Source organism: Paraburkholderia sp. BL10I2N1 (assembly GCF_004361815.1).
Lineage (GTDB): Bacteria > Pseudomonadota > Gammaproteobacteria > Burkholderiales > Burkholderiaceae > Paraburkholderia.
In genome coordinates this window covers 2,932,146-2,953,804 of record NZ_SNWA01000002.1, presented here as the reverse complement: position 1 = coordinate 2,953,804, position 21,659 = coordinate 2,932,146, and the positions used below count along the sequence as shown (strand labels likewise).

22 protein-coding genes are annotated in these 21,659 nt (G+C 64.4%); 16 read left to right on the top strand and 6 right to left on the bottom strand.

What is annotated here, in order from left to right; all coding sequences use genetic code 11:
• Positions 1 to 23: 23 nt before the first annotated feature.
• Positions 24 to 728, bottom strand: a complete 705-nt coding sequence (locus B0G77_RS35685) for a FadR/GntR family transcriptional regulator (protein WP_133666459.1) — start codon at positions 726 to 728, stop codon at positions 24 to 26.
• Positions 729 to 994: 266 nt separating this feature from the next.
• On the opposite strand from B0G77_RS35685, the gene B0G77_RS35680 reads away from it, so the two are divergent.
• The gene (locus B0G77_RS35680) at positions 995 to 1,813 is read left to right on the top strand and encodes an IclR family transcriptional regulator (RefSeq protein ID WP_133667021.1); all 819 of its coding nucleotides are present in this window, start codon (positions 995 to 997) and stop codon (positions 1,811 to 1,813) included.
• A 108-nt stretch (positions 1,814 to 1,921) separates the two neighbouring features.
• Here the strand turns inward: B0G77_RS35680 and B0G77_RS35675 are convergent, their stop codons facing one another.
• Positions 1,922 to 3,112, bottom strand: a complete 1,191-nt coding sequence (locus B0G77_RS35675; protein WP_133666458.1) for a M20 aminoacylase family protein — start codon at positions 3,110 to 3,112, stop codon at positions 1,922 to 1,924.
• 131 nt (positions 3,113 to 3,243) lie between these two features.
• On the opposite strand from B0G77_RS35675, the gene B0G77_RS35670 reads away from it, so the two are divergent.
• Positions 3,244 to 4,158, top strand: coding sequence for a LysR substrate-binding domain-containing protein (locus B0G77_RS35670; RefSeq protein ID WP_133666457.1), 915 nt, complete (start codon positions 3,244 to 3,246; stop codon positions 4,156 to 4,158).
• Between the two features lie 78 nt (positions 4,159 to 4,236).
• On the opposite strand, the gene B0G77_RS35665 is transcribed toward B0G77_RS35670, so the two are convergent.
• Positions 4,237 to 5,025: an alpha/beta hydrolase gene (locus tag B0G77_RS35665; protein WP_133666456.1), complete on the bottom strand. Its 789-nt coding sequence runs from the start codon at positions 5,023 to 5,025 to the stop codon at positions 4,237 to 4,239.
• 149 nt (positions 5,026 to 5,174) lie between these two features.
• Between B0G77_RS35665 and B0G77_RS35660 the strand changes: the two genes are divergently transcribed.
• Entirely contained in the window at positions 5,175 to 6,659 is a 1,485-nt protein-coding gene (locus tag B0G77_RS35660) for an HD domain-containing phosphohydrolase (protein ID WP_133666455.1), read from the top strand.
• Between the two features lie 32 nt (positions 6,660 to 6,691).
• Here the strand turns inward: B0G77_RS35660 and phnN are convergent, their stop codons facing one another.
• The 3 genes from phnN to phnF form a co-directional block, all read right to left on the bottom strand.
• On the bottom strand, positions 6,692 to 7,246 hold the full coding sequence (gene phnN, locus B0G77_RS35655) for a phosphonate metabolism protein/1,5-bisphosphokinase (PRPP-forming) PhnN (RefSeq protein ID WP_133666454.1): 555 nt from the start codon (positions 7,244 to 7,246) through the stop codon (positions 6,692 to 6,694).
• On the bottom strand, positions 7,243 to 7,905 hold the full coding sequence (locus tag B0G77_RS35650) for a DUF1045 domain-containing protein (protein WP_133666453.1): 663 nt from the start codon (positions 7,903 to 7,905) through the stop codon (positions 7,243 to 7,245). The genes phnN and B0G77_RS35650 overlap by 4 nt, the downstream gene beginning before the upstream one ends.
• 87 nt (positions 7,906 to 7,992) lie before the next feature.
• Positions 7,993 to 8,751: a phosphonate metabolism transcriptional regulator PhnF gene (phnF, locus tag B0G77_RS35645; RefSeq protein WP_133666452.1), complete on the bottom strand. Its 759-nt coding sequence runs from the start codon at positions 8,749 to 8,751 to the stop codon at positions 7,993 to 7,995.
• 176 nt (positions 8,752 to 8,927) lie between these two features.
• Between phnF and phnG the strand changes: the two genes are divergently transcribed.
• From phnG to B0G77_RS35580, 13 genes are all read left to right on the top strand, one after another.
• Complete coding sequence (gene phnG / locus B0G77_RS35640; RefSeq protein WP_133666451.1) at positions 8,928 to 9,410, top strand: phosphonate C-P lyase system protein PhnG; 483 nt, start codon at positions 8,928 to 8,930, stop codon at positions 9,408 to 9,410.
• The gene (gene phnH, locus B0G77_RS35635; RefSeq protein ID WP_133666450.1) at positions 9,410 to 10,051 is read left to right on the top strand and encodes a phosphonate C-P lyase system protein PhnH; all 642 of its coding nucleotides are present in this window, start codon (positions 9,410 to 9,412) and stop codon (positions 10,049 to 10,051) included. Before phnG ends, phnH begins: the two co-directional genes overlap by 1 nt.
• A complete protein-coding gene (locus B0G77_RS35630; RefSeq protein ID WP_133666449.1) occupies positions 10,051 to 11,181 on the top strand; it encodes a carbon-phosphorus lyase complex subunit PhnI in 1,131 nt (376 codons plus the stop codon). Before phnH ends, B0G77_RS35630 begins: the two co-directional genes overlap by 1 nt.
• Complete coding sequence (locus tag B0G77_RS35625) at positions 11,178 to 12,086, top strand: alpha-D-ribose 1-methylphosphonate 5-phosphate C-P-lyase PhnJ (RefSeq protein ID WP_133666448.1); 909 nt, start codon at positions 11,178 to 11,180, stop codon at positions 12,084 to 12,086. The genes B0G77_RS35630 and B0G77_RS35625 overlap by 4 nt, the downstream gene beginning before the upstream one ends.
• The gene (phnK, locus tag B0G77_RS35620) at positions 12,083 to 12,853 is read left to right on the top strand and encodes a phosphonate C-P lyase system protein PhnK (RefSeq protein WP_133666447.1); all 771 of its coding nucleotides are present in this window, start codon (positions 12,083 to 12,085) and stop codon (positions 12,851 to 12,853) included. Before B0G77_RS35625 ends, phnK begins: the two co-directional genes overlap by 4 nt.
• Before the next feature lie 8 nt (positions 12,854 to 12,861).
• Positions 12,862 to 13,653 carry a phosphonate C-P lyase system protein PhnL gene (gene phnL / locus B0G77_RS35615; protein WP_133666446.1) on the top strand — a complete coding sequence of 264 codons (792 nt, stop codon included), beginning with the start codon at positions 12,862 to 12,864 and terminating at the stop codon, positions 13,651 to 13,653.
• Between the two features lie 3 nt (positions 13,654 to 13,656).
• Complete coding sequence (locus B0G77_RS35610; protein ID WP_279571369.1) at positions 13,657 to 14,814, top strand: alpha-D-ribose 1-methylphosphonate 5-triphosphate diphosphatase; 1,158 nt, start codon at positions 13,657 to 13,659, stop codon at positions 14,812 to 14,814.
• Between the two features lie 502 nt (positions 14,815 to 15,316).
• Positions 15,317 to 16,099, top strand: coding sequence for an ABC transporter substrate-binding protein (locus B0G77_RS35605; RefSeq protein WP_133666444.1), 783 nt, complete (start codon positions 15,317 to 15,319; stop codon positions 16,097 to 16,099).
• Positions 16,100 to 16,390: 291 nt separating this feature from the next.
• Positions 16,391 to 17,512, top strand: coding sequence for a succinylglutamate desuccinylase/aspartoacylase family protein (locus B0G77_RS35600; protein ID WP_133666443.1), 1,122 nt, complete (start codon positions 16,391 to 16,393; stop codon positions 17,510 to 17,512).
• Positions 17,513 to 17,959: 447 nt separating this feature from the next.
• Entirely contained in the window at positions 17,960 to 19,123 is a 1,164-nt protein-coding gene (locus B0G77_RS35595; protein ID WP_133666442.1) for a porin, read from the top strand.
• Positions 19,124 to 19,365: 242 nt separating this feature from the next.
• Positions 19,366 to 19,779 (top strand): DUF6232 family protein, encoded by a 414-nt coding sequence (locus B0G77_RS35590; protein WP_133666441.1) that lies wholly within the window; start codon positions 19,366 to 19,368, stop codon positions 19,777 to 19,779.
• Between the two features lie 140 nt (positions 19,780 to 19,919).
• Complete coding sequence (locus tag B0G77_RS35585; RefSeq protein ID WP_133666440.1) at positions 19,920 to 20,270, top strand: hypothetical protein; 351 nt, start codon at positions 19,920 to 19,922, stop codon at positions 20,268 to 20,270.
• Positions 20,271 to 20,511: 241 nt separating this feature from the next.
• Positions 20,512 to 21,582: a hypothetical protein gene (locus B0G77_RS35580; RefSeq protein WP_133666439.1), complete on the top strand. Its 1,071-nt coding sequence runs from the start codon at positions 20,512 to 20,514 to the stop codon at positions 21,580 to 21,582.
• Positions 21,583 to 21,659 lie beyond the last annotated feature (77 nt).

Genomic DNA, 21,659 nt, shown 5'->3' with positions numbered 1-21,659 from the left:
ATGAACCGGACGGCACGTCCGGCTCAACAGATCCCGGCTTCCGCCAGACGACGGGCCGCGTTGTACATGTGGGTTTGCGCGGCGTTGCGTGCCGCCATCGGATCGCCCGCGCGGATCGCGGCCGTAATCGCCGCATGCTCTTCACGCACCTGCCGCGAAAAGTCCTCGCGCAGCGCCTCGTTGCGACGTGTCACGACCGTCCCCGCTTCCAGGTACTGGTTTAGAAAGGTCAGCGTCTTGAGGAAATAAGGATTGCCGGTGGCCACCGCAATCGCGCGATGAAAGGCCACGTCTTCGGCCACGCCGTCCTCGCCCTCGGCGACGGCCTCGTCGATCCTGGCAAGCGCGGCATCGATGGCTGCCATGTCGCTGTCGCTGCGGCGCATCGCCGCCTCAGAGGCGACTTCGGCCTCGATCGCGCGGCGCAGTGCGAGGATCTGCAGCACGGAGCCGGCCTCGACGGCTTCCGCGTAATCGATACGCAACGGGCGGATCGCGCCGTGTGCGGCGATGAACACCCCGCTACCCTGGCGCGGCTCGACCACCCCTTCGTTCTTCAGACGGGAGATCGCTTCGCGAATCACCGTGCGGCTGACGCCGAACTGCTCGGCCAGCACGGCTTCGGTAGGCAGCTTGCCGCCGCGGGCGAAGGTGCCCTTGTCGATCTGCTTGAGGAGCTGTTGCGCGACGGTGTCACTGAGGGCTCGCGCCGGAATTTTCTCGAACATCACGGTCTCGATTGATCATGTTATGTGGTCATCATACAAATTTTGATTGCACACGGCATCCGCAGTAACCCTGAGCGACCCATGCGAATGCAAAATATGGGAGGTACGACGAGGCCCCCCGATGAACTTTTCTGCAAGGTTGGCGAAATGCGAGGCATAAGCTATCGTCACGGCTTTCCGCGCGGTGGCAACGGCCCGCGCACAACGCTTTCCCCCAGAGGTCTATGAGCAAAGCTCCCCAGGCGCCCGCTTCACGGCCCGCTTCAATGCCCGACCAGCAGCTTGATCCGCAGTCAGCGGCATTGCCGGACGCACCGGACAAGCCGGGCGATTCGTACGTGCAGTCGTTCGCACGCGGTCTCGGCGTGATCCGCGCGTTCAATGCAGAGCGCCCCGAACAGACGCTCACCGATGTCGCCACCGCCACCGGCCTCACACGCGCGGGCGCGCGCCGCATCCTGCTCACGTTGCAGACGCTCGGTTACGTCGAAGCCGAAGGGCGGCTGTTCCGGCTCACCCCGAAGATTCTCGATCTCGGCTTCGCCTACCTGACCTCGATGCCGTTCTGGAATCTCGCCGAGCCGGTGATGGAAGAACTGTCGGCGCAGGTTCACGAAAGCTGCTCGGCAGCGGTGCTCGACCGTACGGAGATCGTCTATGTGCTGCGGATGCCCACGCACAAGATCATGACGATCAACCTTTCGATTGGCAGCCGTCTGCCGGCGTATTGCACGTCGATGGGCCGCGTGCTGCTCGCCGCCCTCGACGACGACACGCTCGAAGCCACCCTGAATTCGTCGCCGCTTTACGCGCACACGCCGCGCACGGTCACCGACAAGGAAGAACTGAAGAAGGTCATTGCGCAGGTGCGTCGCCAGGGCTGGGCGATTGTCGATCAGGAACTCGAGGCCGGTCTGATTTCGTTGTCGGCGCCGATCCGCAATCGCCAGGGCCGCATCATCGCGGCGATGAACATCAGCGGCAACGCACAGCGCAATTCAGCGAAGCAGATGGTGAAGGCGTTTCTCGAACCGCTGCAGCATGCTGCGCAAACGGTCTCGGAGATGGTCGCGCGGCGCGGCTGAGCGCCGGCCGCGCGTAGCTGGCGGTTCTGGTTGGTCCATTTTCGGTTGAGCACGCGTGATGCGCGGATTCGGACCGCCCCGGCGGCCCGAATCCGCGGATAACGCACGCTACCGCTCCAGGTAGCGCTCGACGAGCCGCGTCCAGTACGCCGCGCCAATCGGCAGGTTGCGATCGTTGAAGTCGTAGTGCGGGTTGTGCACCATGCAGCCGTCTTCACCCGCACCGTTGCCGATGCGCAGGAACGTGCCAGGCCGCTGTTGCAGCATGAACGCGAAGTCTTCGCTGCCCATCAGCATGTCGGTCTGCGCAACGACCTTGTCTGCGCCCACCAGTTCGCGCGCCACTTCGATCGCGAACTCGGTCTCCGCGTCCGAATTGACCACCACCGGATAGCCCTCGATGTACTCGACGCTTGCCTTACCGCCGTAGCTCGCGGCCTGTCCTTCCGCCAGTTCAGTAATGCGCTTTTTCAGCAGCGCGCGCACTTCCGGGCTGAACGAACGCACGCTCAACTCCAGTTGCGCCGTGCTCGCGATCACGTTGCTGGCGGTGCCCGCATGCATCGATCCCACGGTGACGACAGCCGGCTGCGACGGATCGACATTGCGCGCGACGATCGTCTGCAACGACATCACGATGCTCGACGCGATGACGATCGGATCAACCGTCAAATGCGGCCGCGCGGCATGACCGCCGACGCCTTCGATCCGGATGATCGCCTTGTCGCCCGCCGACATGAACGGGCCCTTGCGGAACAGCATCACACCCGGCTCTTCGCCCGGATGGTTGTGCAGCCCAAACACCGCGTCGCACGGGAAGCGCTCGAAGAGACCGTCTTCGATCATCTTCTTCGCGCCGCTGTCGATGCCGCTTTCTTCAGCCGGCTGGAAATACAGATGCACGGTGCCCGAAAAACGGCGCGTCGCGGCGAGGTGTTGCGCCGCGCCGAGCAGCATTGTCGTGTGGCCATCGTGGCCGCATGCGTGCATCTTGCCGTGCGTGCCGCTCTCGTAGGGCAGCCCTGTCTGCTCGATGATCGGCAATGCGTCCATGTCTGCACGGATGCCGATGCTGCGGTTGCCGTCACCGACCTTTAAGGTGCCGACCACTCCCGTTTTGCCAACGCCACGTGTGACCGTCCAGCCCCATTGCTCGAGCTTTTCGGCCACGAGGGCGGCGGTGGCCACCTCTTCGTAAGCCAGTTCGGGATGGCGATGGATGTGATGGCGGATCTCGCGCAGGGTTTCGACAGCGGGATCAAGGTCTTCAACTTCGGCAAAACGCGGTGCTTCACTCATCAGGGACTCCAGGTGTTTCCCGCCGCTAGGGTCGCGGCGAATGGTCAGCACTATATCGACGCCACTAATTTCGAATAAGATGCGATTTTTTTCACCCCGATTAACAGGCTTTATCACCGGGATTACCCCTAATGAAGCTGCAGCAGTTGCAGGCGTTCGTCGCCGCCGCGAAGCACCGGAGCCTGCGGGCCGCCGCACGCGAACTGGGCGTTACGCAGCCGGCCGTCACCCACACGATACGGGAACTGGAGAACGCATTGAATGCGGAATTGATGGTGCGCAGCGTGCGCGGCATCGAACTCACCGCGTGCGGGCTTGCGCTATTGCCGCGCGCCGAGCAGTTGCTCGGCGACATGCGGCGCACGGTTGAAGCCGTCGAACAGGTCAAGGGCGAGTTGGCTGGCCGGGTGAGCGTCGGCACGATGCCGTCGATTGCGCTGACGGCGCTGCCTCAGGCGGTGTCCCGCTTCCGGCAGACGATGCCGAAGGTCAACCTGCATCTGGAAGAAGTGACCGTGCCCGATGCTGTCGCCCGATTGCGCAACGGCGCGCTGGATATTGCAGCGATCCATCACGTGCAGACGCTCGACAGCGATCTCACGCAAGTGCCGCTCTACTCGACACAGTTCGTCGTGGCGATGCGCGAGGGGCATCCGCTCGCCCACGCGCGGCGTCTTCACGAACTGCTCGACGCGGAGTGGATCGTGACGGTCGGCGCCGATCACTTTCCGCACAGCGTGATGCGGGCCATGTTCGACGCGCATGGCCTGCCCGTGCCGAAGCGGTTGCTGCGCGCGCCGTCGTCGTTTGCGGTGACGCTCGGGCTCGTGTCGCAGACCGACATCATCAGCTGCTTTACGCGGCCGCTGGCCGCGAGGGTCGCACCACTGGGCATTCGCGTCGCGCAGATCGAAGAAGCGCTGCCCGATTACGACCTCAGCATCATCTCGCGCCGCGATCTGCTGCCGACACCTGCCGTCACTCAATTCGTGACGTGTCTGCAGGACGCGACGCGGGAACGGATGGCGCTGGCCGAGCCGGATTGACCAGGCCCGGCGCGCACGCGCCGGGCCTGGCTCGCCCCACCATCACTCACGCGGTCATGGAAACCGTCGCTCAAACCATCACTCAGCCTTGCTCGCCGCCGCGATGATCGCCTCCGCCACCGCTTTCGGCTGGCTCACCATCGCGACATGGCTCGCCTCCACGTGCGTCACCGTCGCGCCGATCTGGCTTGCCATCGCGTCCTGAAGGCGCGGATCGATCATGTGGTCGCGACCTGCGACGACGAACCATGAACGCTTCGAGTGCCATGCAGCGGTCGTGACCTTGTCGTCGGTGCAGCCGGCGAACCACGGGCCTTGCGTCGCGGCGACGATGCGGGCCTGCGCAGTCGGCAGATCCTGTGCGAACTGGTGAATCACCGCATCGGTCGGCAGCGTCAGGAAGCCCGCCGAGTCCTTGCGCAGTTCGCTCGCCCATGCCGGCGCCGGCTTGTCCTTGATCATGTCGTTGATCGACTGGCCGCTGTCCGGCGCAAACGCAGCCACATAGACGAGCGCCTTGACCTTGTCGTCATTGCCGGCCTGGCTGATCACCACGCCGCCCCACGAATGACCGACCAGCACCACGGGTCCGTTCTGCTGATCGATCACACGCTTTGTCGCGGCGGCGTCGTCAGCCAGCGAACTGAGCGGATTCTGTACCGCCACCACGTGCAGGCCACGCGCTTCCAGCAGCGGAATGACCTTGTCCCAGATGGAGCCGTCCGCGAATGCGCCGTGCACGAGGACGACGTTCTTGCCTTTCAGGTCCTGCGGCGAAGCCGCATGGGCTGCATGCGCCGCTTGCAGGGCAAACAGGCTGCCGAGCAGCAACGCCGACGCCAGACACTTTTTCAACAGGGTATTCATGATGGGCTTCCTCGCCGCGGTTCAGGGTGAGCGAAGCATCACACGCAGGTTGAGCCTGCGGTATCGGTCAAATAACTGACCCGTCGTGAGACCCTTGTCGCGTATAGTAGGCACCGGCACCTGGCCGATCTCGGGAGACAGCGAAAATCATGCAGGCAGACGGTTCCGCGATCCGCGCGTTCGATGCCGTCAAGGCGCTCGCCTTCATCGGCGACCTCAGCATGGGGCAGCCGACCGACCACTCGCTGCGCACCGCGTGGCTCGCCGGGCAACTCGCGCGCGCCGCCGGCTTCGACGTATCGACCTGCGATACGGTGCGCGAAGCGTCCCTGCTGCGATGGTCCGGCTGCACGGCGAACGCCTCGGGATTCGCCGACGCGCTCGGCGACGATATCGCGGGCCGCGAGGCGATGCTCGCGACGCGCCCCGACTGGGCCGAGCCGCTGGACGCACACGGCGGCCCGGCCGTCGCGCTCACACCACTCGCGCAGATCCATTGCGAGGTATCCGGCGAAGTCGCGCGGATGCTGGGCCTGTCAGGTGACACCGAGGCCGCCTTGCGGCACATTTTCGAAGCCTGGGATGGCAACGGCATGCCGGACCGCCTGACCGGCGGCCTCGTGCCACCCGCGGTGTTCGTCGTGTCGATCGCAGGCGATCTGGAGATTTTCAGCCGCGTATATGGACTCGAGCGCGCGCTGACGTTGATCGCGAGCCGCGCCGATGCACGCTATCCGGCGCAACTGACCGCGTTCGCCGCGACGCACGCGGCGCAGTGGCTGCGTACCCTCGACGATGAGCAGGCCGCCGGAATCGACGATGCGCTACTCACGCCACACATGCGCGAGGCCACGTCGCCCGAATTGATCGCCGATGTGATCGACCTGAAGCTGCCGTGGATGACAGGCTATTCGCGCACGGTGGCCACCACGGCCGCCGCGTGCTGTGCGCGCCTCACGGCCGACCCGCAGACGCAGGACCGCGTCTACCGCGCCGGGCTGATACATGGGATCGGACGCGCAGCCGTGCCGAATGCCATCTGGAATTCCCCGAACAGTCTTTCCGCATCGGCATGGGAGAAGGTGCGCCTCGTGCCCTACTGGACTTCGCGTGCGGGCAGGCAGACCGGTGCGCTCGAACAGGCAGCCGAACTCGCCTCGTACGCTTATGAGCGGCTCGACGGCTCGGGCTATTTTCGCGGTACAGCGGGCCACGCGCTCACACGGGAGGCGCGCGTCCTGGCGGCTTCGATTGCATGGGTGGCGCTGCGCTCGCCGCGTCCATGGCGCGATGCATTGACGGCCGGGGACGCCGCGCAGGAATTGCGCAAGGAGGCTGACGAGGGACGCTTCGACCGTGACGTCGTCGAAGCACTCCTCGCCTCGGGGCCCGCGCCGCAGACGGCGCCGCGCTATCGCCCTCAGGCAATTCGCCTGTCGGCGCGGGAGATCGACGTGCTGCGCTCAATCAGCCGCGGCGCCAGCAACAAGGAGGCGGCACGTGAACTGGGACTCAGCCCGAGTACGGTGCGCACACACGTCGAAAGCGTGTTCCGCAAGCTCGAATGCTCGACCCGCGCGGCCGCGACGCTGAAAGCGTCATCGATGGGTTTCCTGCACGAAGCCCTGCTATAGGCGCTAATAGGGGGGCTTGCGCTGGCCCTGGCTTACCGGCGCGACGCCGCGCGCCGCACGACCTCGACAAAGGCATGACCCGCGTCTTCGAGTGCGCCGGAGTTGTCGATCACGGTAAGCGATACCCCTTCGGGCACCGTAAACGCCGCGCGCCGGGCAAGACGCTCCGTCACCTGCTCTGCCGTTTCGCGCGCACGGGCGCCGAGCCGCGCTTCGAGAATATGCGGCGCCGCTTCAACGTGAACGACCAGCGCCTGCGGATAGCGTGTCAACGCTTGATGCAGATGCGCCCGCGACCCATTGACTACGACGGTACAACCGCGCGCGAGCCACGCATCGAGTTCAATGCCGATGCCGTAGCGCAGTGCATGACTCGACCATTCGAGCGCAAAGAGGCCATAAGAAGACCGCGCTTCGAATTCTTCGGGCGTCAACGCAATGTGGTTCTCGCCATTGCCGGTGGGACGCGTGATATAGCGATGCGCGAACACCACCGGTTCGCCCGGCACCTTTTCGCGCGCGAAGCCGAGCAGCGAATCCTTGCCCGCTCCGGACGGCCCCATGACATAGATCAGTTGGCCGCTCATCGCGCCTCCGTCAGACCGGCCTGGAATGGCAGGCGGTGCCACAACACAAACGGAGCGCCAGGCGTGCGTTCGACGAACAGCGCCGCGCCGTCGATCGACAGCGGGCCAAGCCGCGCTGCCTCTTCGCACCAGTACGTGGCCAACGCGTCACGGTCGTCCGCCGAATCGAGCGAGCTGGAGAGTGTCATATGGAAACGGTATTCGTCGAACACATAGGGGTATCCCCATTCGACGAGCAAGGCGCGCTGACGTTCCGTCAACGGCGCATCGAGACGGCGCGCGAGATCGGCGGGCTCGGGCGCTGTGCGCAGTGCGGCGAGCCTCGTCAGCGCGTCGGACGCCAGCGCGCGCATCTTCCCTTCGCCCTCGGTATCCGCGGGCCGCAGCGCGACGAAATCGCCTAGAGGCGCGGCTTCAACCTGCAATCGGAAGCTCCGTTGCGACTGCGCCCACGCCCGTGCTGCGTCGAGTACATCGCGCGGGCTCACGCCGTCGGCAAGACGGAACGGCGCAACCAGCGTGCCATGCCAGCCGTAGCGTTGCGGCGCGCGCGTGAGGTCCGGAACAGGGCGCGACAGCGTTGCCGGCTGAGGCGGCGTCAACAGGGTTCCGTTTTCCGGATCGCGGCCGAGCCAGCGGCACCCCGCGTGCCACCACAACGACTCGCGCGAGGGCGCGTAATAGACGGCAAAGCGTGCCTCTGCGGGCCATTCGACGGTCCACGCGTTTTTTCAGCGAAGCAGTGCTCATGTGTCGTGTTCCACCATCAGTTGCACGCGGTCCGCTGCAAAATGCGTGACGCCATACTTGATTGGCGTGCCTTCGAGATCGACATCCACGTTCTCGACCCACAGCACCGGCTGCTGCCGGTTGATGTTCAGGCGCCGGGCGACTTCCGCATCGGGCAACACGCTGCCAATCCGGCTCCACTTGCGCAGATAGTCGGTGACACCGAATTCCGCCATCGCTTTGGTAATGCCGCCGGTGCGTTCAAGCACGCCGGGCAGTTCGCCAAAACGCGCGGCCGGATACCAGTTGCGCGCAAACGTGAGCGGAACACCGTCCGCCTCGTGCAGCGATTCGATCCGGTACACCAGCGCGCCCGCGCGCAGACCTAGCGCCTTCGCAACGTTCGGCTCGGCCTTCACGCGCGCCGCCGACAACATGGTGCCCGCCGCCGCGTGATGTTGCTGACGCAGGTTCTCGGTAAAGCGCGTGCGACGGCCGATCGTATAGTCGATCGCGCCGGGCTGCACGAACGTGCCGCGTCCCTGCTCGACGCTCACGAGCCCGCGCGCCGCAAGCCCGAGCATCGCTCGCCGCACGGTGTGGCGGTTCACATCGAAGCGTTTTGCCAGTTCCCCTTCGCTCGGCAGACGGCCGTCTTCGCCAAATCCACTCGCTACAATTTCCGCGGCCAGGGTCTGTTCGATCTGCCGCCACACGGCGACGCCCGCGCCGCGTTCGAGCTGGGTACCCGGCGCCGCGTTGTCGTTCGATGTCATGGTACTGTCATTCCCTTCAGTTTCAATAGCGTTCTGTGCATTGTAGTGCGCAAGCCGTGATGAAAATATGAAACGCTCGTCCGGTTTGGCCCTTAGCGTGATTCCACCTCTAAACGTCTAGACGTTTAGACAAATAGATGTTCAAATGACCAGACACCGGACTCACAGGAACTTCCATGAGCGTATCTCCCGCCTCGCCTTCCCCTGCCATGCGGCGCGCGTGGATGGCGGTGCTCGCACGCACCCCGCGCGCCGAACTCGAAGCCGCATTCAACCGCGCGCTGGACGGTATTGAAGCGCCCGCGTTCGACTGGCTGCGTCCGCCGGAAACCGGCCTTGCGATGGTGCGCGGCCGGATCGGCGGCACGGGGGACGCCTTCAATCTCGGTGAGGCGACCGTCACGCGCGCCACGCTGCGGCTGCGCGAGTCGGGGGGCAATGCGCCCGTCGGCGTGGCGTGCCATCTTGGACGCGACCGTCGCCGGGCCGAACTAGCCGCGCTTGCCGACGCGATACTGCAAGTGCCTGAGCAGCACCCGGACTTGCACGCGCAACTGATCGAGCCGCTCGCCGCGCGCATCGCGGCGCAACGGACGGCACGCCAGCACGACGCAGCGGCGACGCGCGTCGAATTCTTCACGATGGTCCGGGGCGACTGATGAACGACGCGCAGATTGCCCTCTCCGCATTGACGCCGGGCTTTACCGATCCGGTCCACGACACGCAGGCCGTGTTCCGCACGCTGCTCGATGCGCTGTCGCGTCCGGGCACCGTGGGCGTGGTCGTTGCCGCGCCGCCTGCAGCCGGCGGAACAGCAACATCTGGTGCAACGGGCACGCGCTCGAAGGTCGATCTCGCGGCTTTCGCCTCGCTGCTCACGCTGTGCGACTACTCGACCCCTGTCTGGCTCGCCCAGCCTGACGCGGTGCTGGGTTCATCGCTGCGCTTTCACACGGGGGCGCCGCTCGTCGCCAACGCGCACGAAGCCGCCTTCGCTTACATCCACGATGCTGATACGTTGCCTCCGCTCGCGAGCTTCGCGCTCGGTGAAGCCGAAGCGCCGGAGCATTCGGCGACTTTGCTGATCCGCGTCGACGCGCTCACGGGCGGCACGCCCGTCGCGTTGCGCGGCCCAGGCATCGAGCGCACCACAACCATCGCCCCGCTCGGCCTGCCGAAACGCTTCTGGGCCGAGCGCGCGAAACTCGCGCCGCTCTTTCCGTGCGGCATCGATTGCTATCTCGTCTGCGGTGACGCTTTGATCGGCCTGCCGCGCACCACGCACCTGGAGGTGAACTGATGTACGTTGCCGTCAAAGGTGGAGAACGCGCGATCGAGGCATCGTGGCGCATGCTCGACAAGGCTCGCCGCGGCGATACGCGGCTTGCCGAACTGAGCGTCGGCCAGATCAGCGAACAGTTGCGTCTTGCGGTGGCCCGCGTGATGACCGAAGGCTCGGTCTATGACGAAGAACTCGCTGCGCTGGCGATCAAGCAGGCCGCGGGCGACCTCGTCGAAGCGATCTTTCTGCTGCGCGCCTACCGCACGACGTTGCCGCGTTTCGGCTATACGTGTGCGATCGAAACTGAAGCGATGCAGGTCGAACGCCGCATTTCCGCGACCTTCAAGGATGTGCCTGGCGGCCAGGTGCTAGGCGCAACCTACGATTACACGCAGCGTCTGCTCGATTTCACACTGCTGGCCGAAGGTCATGACATCGACGGGACGCCGGAACATCAGGCACCGACAAGCGTCAGTGCACCGCAGGAAGAACCGCTGGCGCGCGTCGTCGCGCTGCTGAACAAGGAAGGCCTGATCGAACAGGAAACGCCTTCGCCCAACGCATCGGAACCCGGCGATCTCTCGCGCGAGCCGCTATCGTTCCCCGCCAGCCGGGCGACGCGCCTGCAAAACCTTGCGCGCGGCGACGAAGGCTTTCTGCTCGCGATGGGCTACGCCACGCAGCGCGGCTACGCGCACACGCACCCGTTCGCGGGCGAGATCCGTTTCGGCTCGGTCGCGGTCGAAATGGAACTCGACGAACTGGGCTTTGCGGTGGAGATCGGCGATATCGACATCACCGAATGCCAGATGATCAACCAGTTCGCCGGCAACCATGACGTGCCGCCGACCTTCACGCAAGGCTACGGCCTCGCGTTCGGTCATTCGGAACGCAAGGCGATGGCCATGTCGCTGGTGGACCGTGCGCTGCGCGCCGAAGAACTCGGAGAAACGCTGTCCCAGCCGACCCAGGACATCGAATTCATGCTGTCGCACAGCGACAACGTCGAGGCTTCCGGCTTCGTCCAGCATCTGAAACTGCCGCACTACGTCGACTTCCAGTCGGAACTCGAACTCGTGCGACGCCTGCGCGCGCAGCACGCCGCGCGCCCGATTGACGATCAGGCTCAGGAGGAGCAGGCCGCATGAACGCGCCCGAAACCCGGCAAGCCCTCGCGACGCAGGTCAGCGCCGCCGAAGGCTACAACTTCGCCTACCTCGACGAACAGACGAAACGCATGATCCGTCGCGCGCTCCTGAAGGCGGTCGCGGTGCCCGGCTACCAGGTGCCGTTCGCGGCCCGCGAAATGCCCCTGCCATTTGGCTGGGGCACCGGCGGCATTCAGGTGACGGCGGCCATCATCGGCCGCAGCGATACGCTGAAAGTCATCGATCAGGGTTCCGACGAAACGACTAACGCCGTCAACATCCGCCGCTTTTTCGCGCGCACGACGGGCGTCGCCACGACGCGCCGCACGTCGGAGGCAACGATCGTGCAGACCCGCCACCGTATCCCCGAAACGCCGCTGACGGACAAACAGATCCTCGTCTACCAGGTGCCGATGCCCGAGCCGCTGTACAGGCTCGAACCGCGCGTCGCCGAGGCGAAAAAACTGCACGCACTGGCGGACTATGGCCTCATCAGCGTGAAGCTGTATGAAGACATCGTGCACCACGGCAGTATTGCGACCACCTACGACTATCCGGTGATCGTCAACGGCCGCTATCTGAGCTCGCCCTCGCCGATTCCGAAGTTCGACAATCCGAAGATGCACATGAACCCCGCGCTGCAACTGTTCGGCGCGGGCCGTGAGCGGCGTATCCACGCGATCCCGCCGTACACGCCGGTTCGCAGCCTCGATTTCGACGACCATCCGTTCGAAATCCAGCGCTGGGAACACGCCTGCGCATTGTGCGGTTCGCGCGAGAGCTTCCTCGACGAAATGATCGTCGACGACGCCGGCAAGCGGATGTTCGTCTGCTCCGACAGCGACTATTGCCACGACCGCCGCGATCAGCAGGCGAACGACACGACCGAAGGAGCTTCCGCATGACGCCGCTGTTGAGCGCCCGTGCGCTCACGAAACAATACGGCGGCCGCAACGGCTGCAGGAACGTCAGCTTCGATCTGTATCCGGGCGAGGTGCTGTGTATCGTCGGCGAATCGGGTTCCGGCAAGACGACGCTGCTCAATGCGCTCGCGTTGCGCACCGAAGCCGATAGCGGCTCGCTGCACTACACCGCTTCGCACGGTGACGTCGTCGATCTGCGCGCGCTGTCTGAACCGCGCCGGCGTCTTCTGATGCGCACCGAATGGGGCTTCGTGCAGCAGAACCCGCGCGATGGCCTGCGCAGCGGCGTGTCGGCCGGCGCGAATATCGGCGAGCCGTTGATGGCCGTCGGCGCGCGTCACTATGGGCGGATCCGCGATACGGCAACGCAATGGATGGAGCGCGTGGAGCTCGACCCCACCCGCATCGACGAGTTTCCCGGCGCATTTTCCGGCGGTATGCAGCAACGCCTGCAGATCGCGCGCAATCTGGTGACGGGGCCACGGCTCGTCTTCATGGATGAACCCACTGCCGGTCTCGACGTGTCGGTGCAGGCGCGTCTGCTCGACCTGCTGCGCACGTTGACCGGCACGCTGCATCTGTCGGTGCTGATCGTCACGCATGACATCGGCGTGGCGCGGTTGCTCGCACACCGGCTGATGGTGATGCAAGGCGGCGAAGTCGTCGAAGCGGGGCTGACGGATCAGGTGCTCGACGATCCGCAGCATCCGTACACGCAAACGCTGGTTTCCTCCGTTCTGCCGGTTTGAGGTTCACGATGTCTTCTACGCTCTCCTCCACGCTGTTTTCCGTAGAATCCGGCACGCCGTCGCGCGCCTTCATCGACAATGCCGCGCTGATGCTGCGCGCCGAGCATGTCTGCAAGATGTTCACGCTGCATGGCCAGGGTGGCGTGCGGATCGACGCGCTGGCCAATGTGTCGCTCAAAGTCGAGCGCGGCGAATGCGTCGTGCTGGTCGGGCCGTCCGGCGCCGGCAAGAGCACGCTGTTGCGTTGCCTGTACGGCAACTACCTCGCGAGCGCCGGCACGATCGCGATTCGCGACGACGCGAGCGACCCCCGGCACATCGCCATCACGGGCGCCGAACCGCACGACGTACTGCGCCTGCGGCGCACCGTCGTCGGTTACGTGAGCCAGTTTCTGCGCGTGATTCCGCGCGTGTCTGCATTGGCGCTCGTTGCTGAACCTCTGCTGTCGCGCGGCGTCGCCGAAGACGAAGCACGCAAACGCGCGGCCGCGCTGCTCGCCCGGCTGAACGTTCCCGAGCGCTTGTGGACGCTCGCGCCCGCGACGTTCTCCGGCGGCGAACAGCAGCGCGTGAACATCGCGCGCGGCCTGATCGCGGAGCATCCCTTGCTGCTGCTCGATGAACCGACCGCCTCGCTCGACGCCGAAAATCGCGACGTCGTGGCGGAACTGATTATCGAGGCGCGTGAACGTGGCGCGGCAATCGTCGGCATCTTTCATGACGAGGACACGCGCGCGAGAGTCGCTACGCGCCGTCTCGAACTCCAGCCGCCACTGCGTCACAAAGCGGCACCACACTAGACCATTGAAGAATCACGGAGCCTATCGATGTTGATCAGGAACGCCCGCATCGTGACGCGGAACGAAGCCTTTATCGGTGTCGTGCGGATCGCTGATGGCATGATCCAGGACCTCGCGCCAGGCACCACGTCGGCGCGTGAAGCCGAAGACTGGGGCGGCGACTATCTGCTGCCGGGTTTGATCGAGCTGCACACCGACAACCTGGAAAAGCATCTCGTACCGCGCCCCGGCGTGCAGTGGAATACCGACGCCGCGTTCGTGATTCACGACGCCCAGGTCGCGGCATCCGGCATCACGACCGTGTTCGATGCGCTCGCGATCGGCTCGCGATCGAACGTCGGCCTGCGCGGCCGCGACACGCAGACACAATGCGCACAGGCACTGGCACGCTTTTCGGAGCGCAAGTTGCTGCGGGCCGAGCACTTTCTGCATCTGCGCTGCGAAATCGCCACATCCGACGTGGTCGAAGTGTTCGACGCGTTGTGCACGCATCCGTTGTTGCGGCTCGCTTCGGTGATGGATCACACGCCGGGCCAGCGGCAATGGCACGATCGCGAGCAATGGCGACGCTTTCAGGAACGGCACGGCAAGTGGACCGATGAGCACGCCGCCGCCGCGCTCACCGAGCTTGCCGAAGAACAGCAGCGCTACGCCGACAGGCACCGGCGCGAGATCGTCGCGCGCTGTGCCACGCTCGGCGTGCCGGTGGCGAGCCATGACGACACCCTCGTCGAACACGTCGAACAGGCGGCTGCGGAAGGCATCGTGCTCGCGGAATTCCCGACCACGCGCATCGCAGCCGAAGCCGCGCACAAACATGGCATTTCGACGATCATGGGCGCACCGAACATCGTGCGCGGCGGCTCGCACTCGGGCAATGTGTCGGCGCTCGAACTAGCACAGGCGGATCTGCTCGATATCCTGTCGTCCGACTACGTGCCATCGAGCCTCTTGACCGCCGCCTTCGAACTGGTCGACAAGGCCGGCTGGTCGCTGCCGCGCGCCATGTCGACGGTGTCGTCGGAGCCGGCGCGCACGGCGGGACTGCACGACCGCGGCGCGATCGAGCCCGGCCTGCGCGCCGACTTCGTGCGTGTGACGATGCACGACGCGCTGCCGGTGCCACGCGCGACGTACCGCGAAGGGCAGCGCATCGTCTAGTCAAAAGGGCCGCCGGAACAGCGGCCCCGGGCGGGATCACCTACGACGCCGCGACAAACACAATAGAGGGTGGCCTCGAATAAAACCCACCCGAACCGCCTGGCAGGCACGTGGCAGCCAGAATCGACGCTGGCCACGCGCCTGTCACCCTCGCGCGAGGCGAACCAGGACCTGACAAACCGGCCGTGCAACACCGTAGGCCTTTCGCGCCGGGGGGTTTCACGCCGGCCCCCATTTACCGCGAAATACTATCAATCAGCTTTCATTTACCCTCTAAAAAGCTGTCCTCCGAAACGCAAACCGCCCCAACAGGCGCATGCACGTTTGCTATCCGGTGTTTCACTAGCTTCCGGATCTTTTTGTTTTGGTAAGCTTGGCGCGCGCTGCTGGCCGCCGGCCGGCAGACGAAAACCACGCCCGGTCGTAAATCGCGCCGGGCAACGCTTGGCACAGGCAAAACCTGATGCGAAGCAATTCGAACCACTCCGAGGAGTAGAACACAGTGAAAAAACTGCTAGCGGCTTTGACGGTTGCCCTGCTTGCCACCGTATCGATCGGCGCACACGCTAAAGACTGGTCGACGATCCGTTTCGGCGTCGATGCCAGCTATCCCCCGTTTGAATCGAAAGGTTCTGACGGCAAACTGGTCGGCTTCGACATCGACCTCGGCAACGAAATCTGCAAGCGCGTCGGTGCGAAGTGCGTGTGGGTGGAAAACGACTTCGACGGCATGATCCCGGCACTGAAGGCGAAGAAGTTCGACGGCGTGCTGTCGTCGATGTCGATGACGCCGCAACGTGCTGAACAGATCGCCTTCTCGGACAAGCTGTTCAATACGCCGACGCGCCTCGTCGCCAAGAAGGGCTCGAACATCCTGCCGACGGCGGAATCGCTGGCTGGCAAGTCGGTCGGCGTCGAACAGGGCACGATCCAGGAAACGTACGCGAAGACCTACTGGGAGCCGAAGGGCGCCAAGGTTGTGCCGTACCAGAACCAGGACCAGGTCTATGCCGACCTGCTGTCGGGCCGTCTGGACGCAGCCCTGCAGGATGCAGTGCAGGCTGACATCGGCTTCCTGAAGACGCCGCGTGGCGCGGGCTACCAGTTCGTGGGCAAGGATCTGAACGATCCGAAGATCCTCGGCAACGGCGCTGGCATCGGCATGCGCAAGGAAGACACGGATCTGAAGGCGAAGGTCGACAAGGCGATTGCTGACATCATCAAGGACGGCACCTACAAGAAGCTCGAGAAGAAGTACTTCGACTTCGACGTGTACGGCGGCTGATCCGGCATGGCGCGTCTTGCGACGCGCCAGCCGGAGTTGTACAGACGGGCCCCGCATGCGGGGCCCGTTTTGTTTTCACGCGCCCGGGCCCGCGTCGCGCTTTGCTTTCCGCGCCCCGCTCGACAAATCCTCTGCGGGCAGCCAGATCGGCTAAGATCGAATGATTCGCGGTCTGCGAGCCTGAATCGCCCAGCGGGCGGGACAGTGAGTTTCGCTCCGCCTTTCCGCCAGTTTCACCCTGCAACCAACCAGCAAACGTCGCAAGCCCCGGCTTTCGGCCTCTGAAGAACCATGCAAACCCAGACCCATCCGCTGATTTCCCCGACGCTCGGCACCGCGCGCAACCTGACGAGTTTCCACTACGGTTCCGGCGGAGGACAGAAAATCTACATCCAGTCATCGCTGCATGCTGATGAATTGCCCGGCATGCTGGTGTCGTTCGCGCTGCGCCGCAAGCTGGCCGCGCTCGAAGCCGCCGGCAAGGTGCGAGGCGAGATCGTCGTCGTGCCGGTCGCGAATCCGATCGGCCTAAACCAGCACACGCACAGCCATCTGGCGGGCCGCTTCGAATCGAACAGCGGACAGAACTTCAACCGCAATTTCTACGATCTGGCCGGACTCGTGCAGCCGGTCATCGAAGGCCGTCTTACCGGCGATATCGACCGGAACCGTCAGGCCATCCGCCAGGCGATGCGCGAAGGTCTGGACGCCCAGACGCCGAAGAACGAACTGGAATCGCAGCGCCTCGCGCTGCAGAAGCTGTCGTACGACGCCGATGTCGTACTGGATCTGCATTGCGACTGGGAAGCCGCGATGCACATCTACACGAACCCGGACATCTGGCCCGAGGTCGAGCCGCTCGCGCGCTATCTGGATTCGAAAGCGTCGCTGCTCGCGCTGGATTCCATCGGTAATCCGTTCGACGAGATCCACAGCTTCATCTGGTCGGATCTACGCGACCGTTACGGCGAACGCTTCCCGATTCCGAACGGCTCGGTTTCCGTGACGATCGAACTGCGCGGCCAGCGGGACGTATCGCACGAACTCGCGGAGCGCGACGCCCAGGCGATCGTCGAATATCTGACGCACCGAGGCGTGATCGACGGCACGGCCGCCGAACTGCCACCGCTCGAATTCGCGGCCACGCCGCTTGCCGGCAATGAGCCGCTCGTCGCGCCGGTCAGCGGAGTCGTGGTGTTCCGGCTCGAGGCACAGGTTGGCGCGTGGGTCGATGCGGGCACCGAGATCGCCGATATCGTCGATCCACTGACCGATCAGGTGGTGACCGTGAAGAACACCGTGGCCGGCGTGCTGTATGCGCGGCACTCGGCACGCTTCGCGACGGCCGGACTGGAAGTGGCGCGCGTCGCCGGTGCGAAGGCGTATCGCACGGGAGCGTTGCTGTCCACGTAAGCGGTTTTCCGCTACCCTGGAGAAAGCCCTGTTTGCCTGGAGACAAACGGGGCTTTCTATGAGAGGCGAGTGTGCGTCTTTAGAAAGCCAGCGCTTCAGTACGCCGGAATAATCGCGCTCTTGGACTGCGTATCGATGAACTTGCGCACATCGTCCGATTCATACGCCGCTACGTGTTATCGGCATGCGCAAACGTTGTCGTGAGCGTAGCGCGCGGCAATAACCAATCATCTCCCATACGCATATTCATGCGTGCGCGCGGCATATGCGCAGGCGGTCTGCCGGATCACCCCAACGAACGCGCCGATGTGTCGCACGAATGCGACACGTCGGCAAAATAACTTACCTGTCACATCCCTTTCGTATCGCTCCCTTAAATTTGCGGCCGTCGCGCGATCTGCCAGAGAGCTGGACGCGTCGATCGCTTCCTTTTAATCGGAGAATGTTTTGAACAAGAAAGTATTGACCACCGCTCTTCTAGCCTCGTTTGCTGGCGCCGCTCACGCTCAAAGCAGCGTCACGTTGTATGGCCTCATCGATGCAGGTCTCAGCTATGTGAACCACTCGAAGAATGCATCGGGCGGCAGCGATAACCTCTTCAAGTACGACGACGGTGTATCCCAGGGCAGCCGTTGGGGCCTGCGCGGCACGGAAGATCTCGGTGGTGGACTGAAGGCCATCTTTTTGCTCGAAAGCGGCTTTAACAGCGGCACCGGCGCAATGGGCCAGAACAGCACGCTGTTCGGCCGCCAGGCGTTCGTTGGCCTGACGAAGGACGGCATCGGCTCGTTTACGATGGGTCGTCAGTACTCGTTCAACACCGACTATCTCGGTTCGAACTACTCGACCGGTGGTCAAACGGTCGCGGGTAACTACGCCTACCACATCAACGACATCGACCAGCTGACGTCGAGCCGCATCAACAACTCGGTCAAGTTCAACAGCGCGAACTTCGCCGGCTTCACGTTCGGCGCCATGTACGGCTTCTCGAACCAGGCTGGCGCGTTCGCCGGCGCGCCGGCAGTGGGCACGACGGCAGGTTCGTCGCGCGCCTACAGCTTCGGCGCGAACTATGCGATGGGTCCGTTCGGCCTCGGCGCTGCCTACACCGACATCCGCTATCCGGGCCAATCGGGCGGCGGCACACAACCGTTCACCACCAACATTTCGAATATCAATCCGGGCACCATCCGTGACCTGCGTTCGTATGGTGTCGGCGGCCGTTATCTGGTTGGACCTGCCACGCTGTGGGCGCTGTGGACGAACACCCGTCTCGAGCCAATCACGGGCGCGTCGACGACGTTCGCTGCGTATGAAGCAGGCGGCAAGTACGCGTTCACGCCGGCGCTGACGGCTGGCCTCGGCTACACTTACATGCACCTGTCGAACGCGAACACCGGCCACTGGAACCAGGTTAATGCAAGCGTCGACTACGCGCTCAGCAAGCGGACCGACGTGTACGCACTAGCGATCTATCAGGACGCTTCGGGTTCGAACGGCGGCGTCGCGAACCAGGCACAGATCGGCTCGAGCACGAGCTACTTCAGCACGTCGGGTACGGGCTCGCAGAACCAGCTCGCATTCCGTCTCGGGATGCGTCACAAGTTCTGATCGTGGTTTGACTTCAGCACCCGGGTTGCAAGGCTCGGGAACTGGATAATGCAGAAAACGATAAACGCCCCTGCGGGGGCGTTTATCGCTTCTGGCCGCTATCGGCTTTTTCAGCATGTCGGAAATCGTCCCGGCGACGACGGTCGTTCGCTCACCACCGCGTCACTGCGTCCCAACGCCTCTTCCTGCACGACGGGCCATTCTGATACCCTGCGATCTTTCCCAAGTTTGCATTCGAATCGATGGAACTCCCTTTCAACGAACGCGGCGTCTCGGTTACGCGCAACTCCCTCTCCGCCGCCGGCCAGGTCTTCGCGCTGCGCGAAATCCAGAACGTGCGCGTCGAAACCGTACAGAGGAACCGGACCGTGCCGCTCGTCATCTCGCTCGTTGGTCTCGCCGGCGCGATCGTGGGCGGCGCCTTTGGCTCGGCCGCGGGACTCGTGTGCGGCGTGATGGTGATCGTGGTCGGCGTGCTCTCATGGTTCACCCAGGACATCACGCACCGCCTGATTGTCGAAACCACGAACGGCGATCGCGAAGCGCTGTCCAGTATCGAACGCGAGTTCGTCGAGCGCGTGGAACAGACGGTGCTGCAGGCCAAAGCCGCGATGCAGACGCACGGCGCCACGGCAGCGACGAAACCCGAAGCGTGACATCGTGGCGGCGCGTACCCCGTCGTTAACACAAAATTAACCTTGAACACGCGAGCTTTTGCACGGAGTTGAGATCCGCATCGCTACAGTGGTCGTGTACCAACAGCGCGCACCGGCAAGCAACTGCCGGCGACCCAACGATGCTCCATCCTGTCTCTGCCCTCGTCCCGCAAACGCCGCGCTCGCCGCGCAACGCGCGACCAGTCAGCCTCTCACGCCGGACACACGAAGTCGTTTCGTTCGTCACGATCGATGTGACCGTTCCAGGCACTTCGTCCGCGGCAAGCCGGCGCGCGCTGCACGGCGCGCTCGGCGACGATCTGCGCCTCTACGTCGTCACCGTCGACCGTACGAATGAGCGCACCAACTTCCGCATCGAAGTCACGTCGCGCACGCTCGACGACGTCATCTCCGCCCTCACCTCTTCTCTCCATCACGCGACGCTCGGCCGCGCCGTTTCGACCGTGTTGCGTCGGTCTCGCCAAGCCTGACCGTCTCATCACACATTTTTGCAACCTTGACTGACCGGGCACGTAGAGTAGACGCCCCTGTCATTCTGCGTTCCGTCGAACGCGGCATCGACGGCTCCCGGTCATCGCGCCCGAATCCCGCCTGCGCTGCCACAGGCAAGCGCTGCCACGGCTAGCCAGGGTCGTGGCTGCTTCGTGTACGTCGTCACCGGGCGCCTCGCTGCTGCGTGTGCGCGCGCAACGCCTACCGCGGAGTAGATCCATGCTTGAGTCTCGTCTGTGCAGCCGCCTCGTGGCTGTCATCACGTTGGCGTGCGTCGCCAGCCTTGTGTTAAACGGTTGCTCGACGACCATTACCGGGCCCACTCCACCCGCGCCCGCGGCGACCCTGCTGAACGGCGGGAGTGACGGCGTGCTGGTTCCGTTGCATGTCGAACGGAGCGACGGCGGTCAATCGAGACTGGGCTTGCCCGTTCAGATCGACGGCAAACCCGTCTACCTGATGCTCGATAGCGGCACGCAGGGCGTGCGCGTGCTGTCGTCGGTTTTGCCGCGCACGGGCTATCCCGGCGCGGGTGGTAGAACGTCAATCGCGCTGGCAAATGGCGCGCAGGTGTCAGGGGCGTTGGTCACCCTGCCGGTTGGCCTTGTCGGAGGGAAACCCGTCGACCTCACAGCGCAAGCTGTGGACGACGTGCGCTGTCTGCCGTATGCAAGAGGCTGCGTCGCGATAGACGGCTACACCGGCGAGTTCGGCTGGGCGTTCTCCGGCATGGCGGGCATCGGTGCGGAACTACCCGACGACACCTGTTGCACGCAACCGCTACGCGCGTTGCCGGGCAACGTCGGCCAGCGCTACCTGGTGCATGCGAATCTCGCGCGTCCCTGGCTGCTGCTGAGTCCATCGAAAACCATCACGAGCGGTTTCACGATGACGCCGATGACATCGACGACGTCAGGCGGCAAGAGCACACGGCAATGGCCGGCCGGTTGCGTGCAGATCGGCGACAGGATGCGCTTCTGCGCGCCGGTGGTCTTCGCGACGGGCGGCGCGGGCATGATCCGCGTCGAGACGGACCAGGCGCCCAGCTGGACACCTGACGACAACGAAGGCAAGGTACTTGCACAGGGCAACTACAATGTTGCGCTGGGCGTCGGCTCATGGGTCCATCGCTTTGACGGCGCACAGGTCACCATCGCGAAGGCGAAGCCCGGTCAGAACCGCATCGTGGTCGGACTGATGGCGCTGCAGAAAATCGACATCCTGTTCGATTTTGCAAACGGCCAGCTCGGCCTGCGTGCAGCACAGCCGGTCGAGGCGCTGGGCGGCTGAGCGCCCTCTGCGTCTTCTTCGCATGAGCGGGAGGCGGCGAGAGGAGCACTGCGGCACTGCGGCCCCGCCTCCCCGCC

Excerpts from the sequence above, each read along its gene's own strand:
- phnK (WP_133666447.1), top strand. The coding sequence starts at position 12,083 with ATGACGCCGCTGTTGAGCGCCCGTGCGCTCACGAAACAATACGGCGGC.
- phnH (WP_133666450.1), top strand. The coding sequence starts at position 9,410 with ATGAACGACGCGCAGATTGCCCTCTCCGCATTGACGCCGGGCTTTACC.
- B0G77_RS35665 (WP_133666456.1), bottom strand. The coding sequence starts at position 5,025 with ATGAATACCCTGTTGAAAAAGTGTCTGGCGTCGGCGTTGCTGCTCGGC.
- B0G77_RS35680 (WP_133667021.1), top strand. The coding sequence starts at position 995 with ATGCCCGACCAGCAGCTTGATCCGCAGTCAGCGGCATTGCCGGACGCA.
- phnG (WP_133666451.1), top strand. The coding sequence starts at position 8,928 with ATGAGCGTATCTCCCGCCTCGCCTTCCCCTGCCATGCGGCGCGCGTGG.
- B0G77_RS35580 (WP_133666439.1), top strand. The coding sequence starts at position 20,512 with ATGCTTGAGTCTCGTCTGTGCAGCCGCCTCGTGGCTGTCATCACGTTG.
- B0G77_RS35670 (WP_133666457.1), top strand. The coding sequence starts at position 3,244 with ATGAAGCTGCAGCAGTTGCAGGCGTTCGTCGCCGCCGCGAAGCACCGG.
- B0G77_RS35675 (WP_133666458.1), bottom strand. The coding sequence starts at position 3,112 with ATGAGTGAAGCACCGCGTTTTGCCGAAGTTGAAGACCTTGATCCCGCT.
- B0G77_RS35660 (WP_133666455.1), top strand. The coding sequence starts at position 5,175 with ATGCAGGCAGACGGTTCCGCGATCCGCGCGTTCGATGCCGTCAAGGCG.
- phnF (WP_133666452.1), bottom strand. The coding sequence starts at position 8,751 with ATGACATCGAACGACAACGCGGCGCCGGGTACCCAGCTCGAACGCGGC.
- B0G77_RS35585 (WP_133666440.1), top strand. The coding sequence starts at position 19,920 with ATGCTCCATCCTGTCTCTGCCCTCGTCCCGCAAACGCCGCGCTCGCCG.
- B0G77_RS35625 (WP_133666448.1), top strand. The coding sequence starts at position 11,178 with ATGAACGCGCCCGAAACCCGGCAAGCCCTCGCGACGCAGGTCAGCGCC.
- phnL (WP_133666446.1), top strand. The coding sequence starts at position 12,862 with ATGTCTTCTACGCTCTCCTCCACGCTGTTTTCCGTAGAATCCGGCACG.
- B0G77_RS35600 (WP_133666443.1), top strand. The coding sequence starts at position 16,391 with ATGCAAACCCAGACCCATCCGCTGATTTCCCCGACGCTCGGCACCGCG.
- phnN (WP_133666454.1), bottom strand. The coding sequence starts at position 7,246 with ATGAGCGGCCAACTGATCTATGTCATGGGGCCGTCCGGAGCGGGCAAG.
- B0G77_RS35685 (WP_133666459.1), bottom strand. The coding sequence starts at position 728 with ATGTTCGAGAAAATTCCGGCGCGAGCCCTCAGTGACACCGTCGCGCAA.
- B0G77_RS35630 (WP_133666449.1), top strand. The coding sequence starts at position 10,051 with ATGTACGTTGCCGTCAAAGGTGGAGAACGCGCGATCGAGGCATCGTGG.
- B0G77_RS35590 (WP_133666441.1), top strand. The coding sequence starts at position 19,366 with ATGGAACTCCCTTTCAACGAACGCGGCGTCTCGGTTACGCGCAACTCC.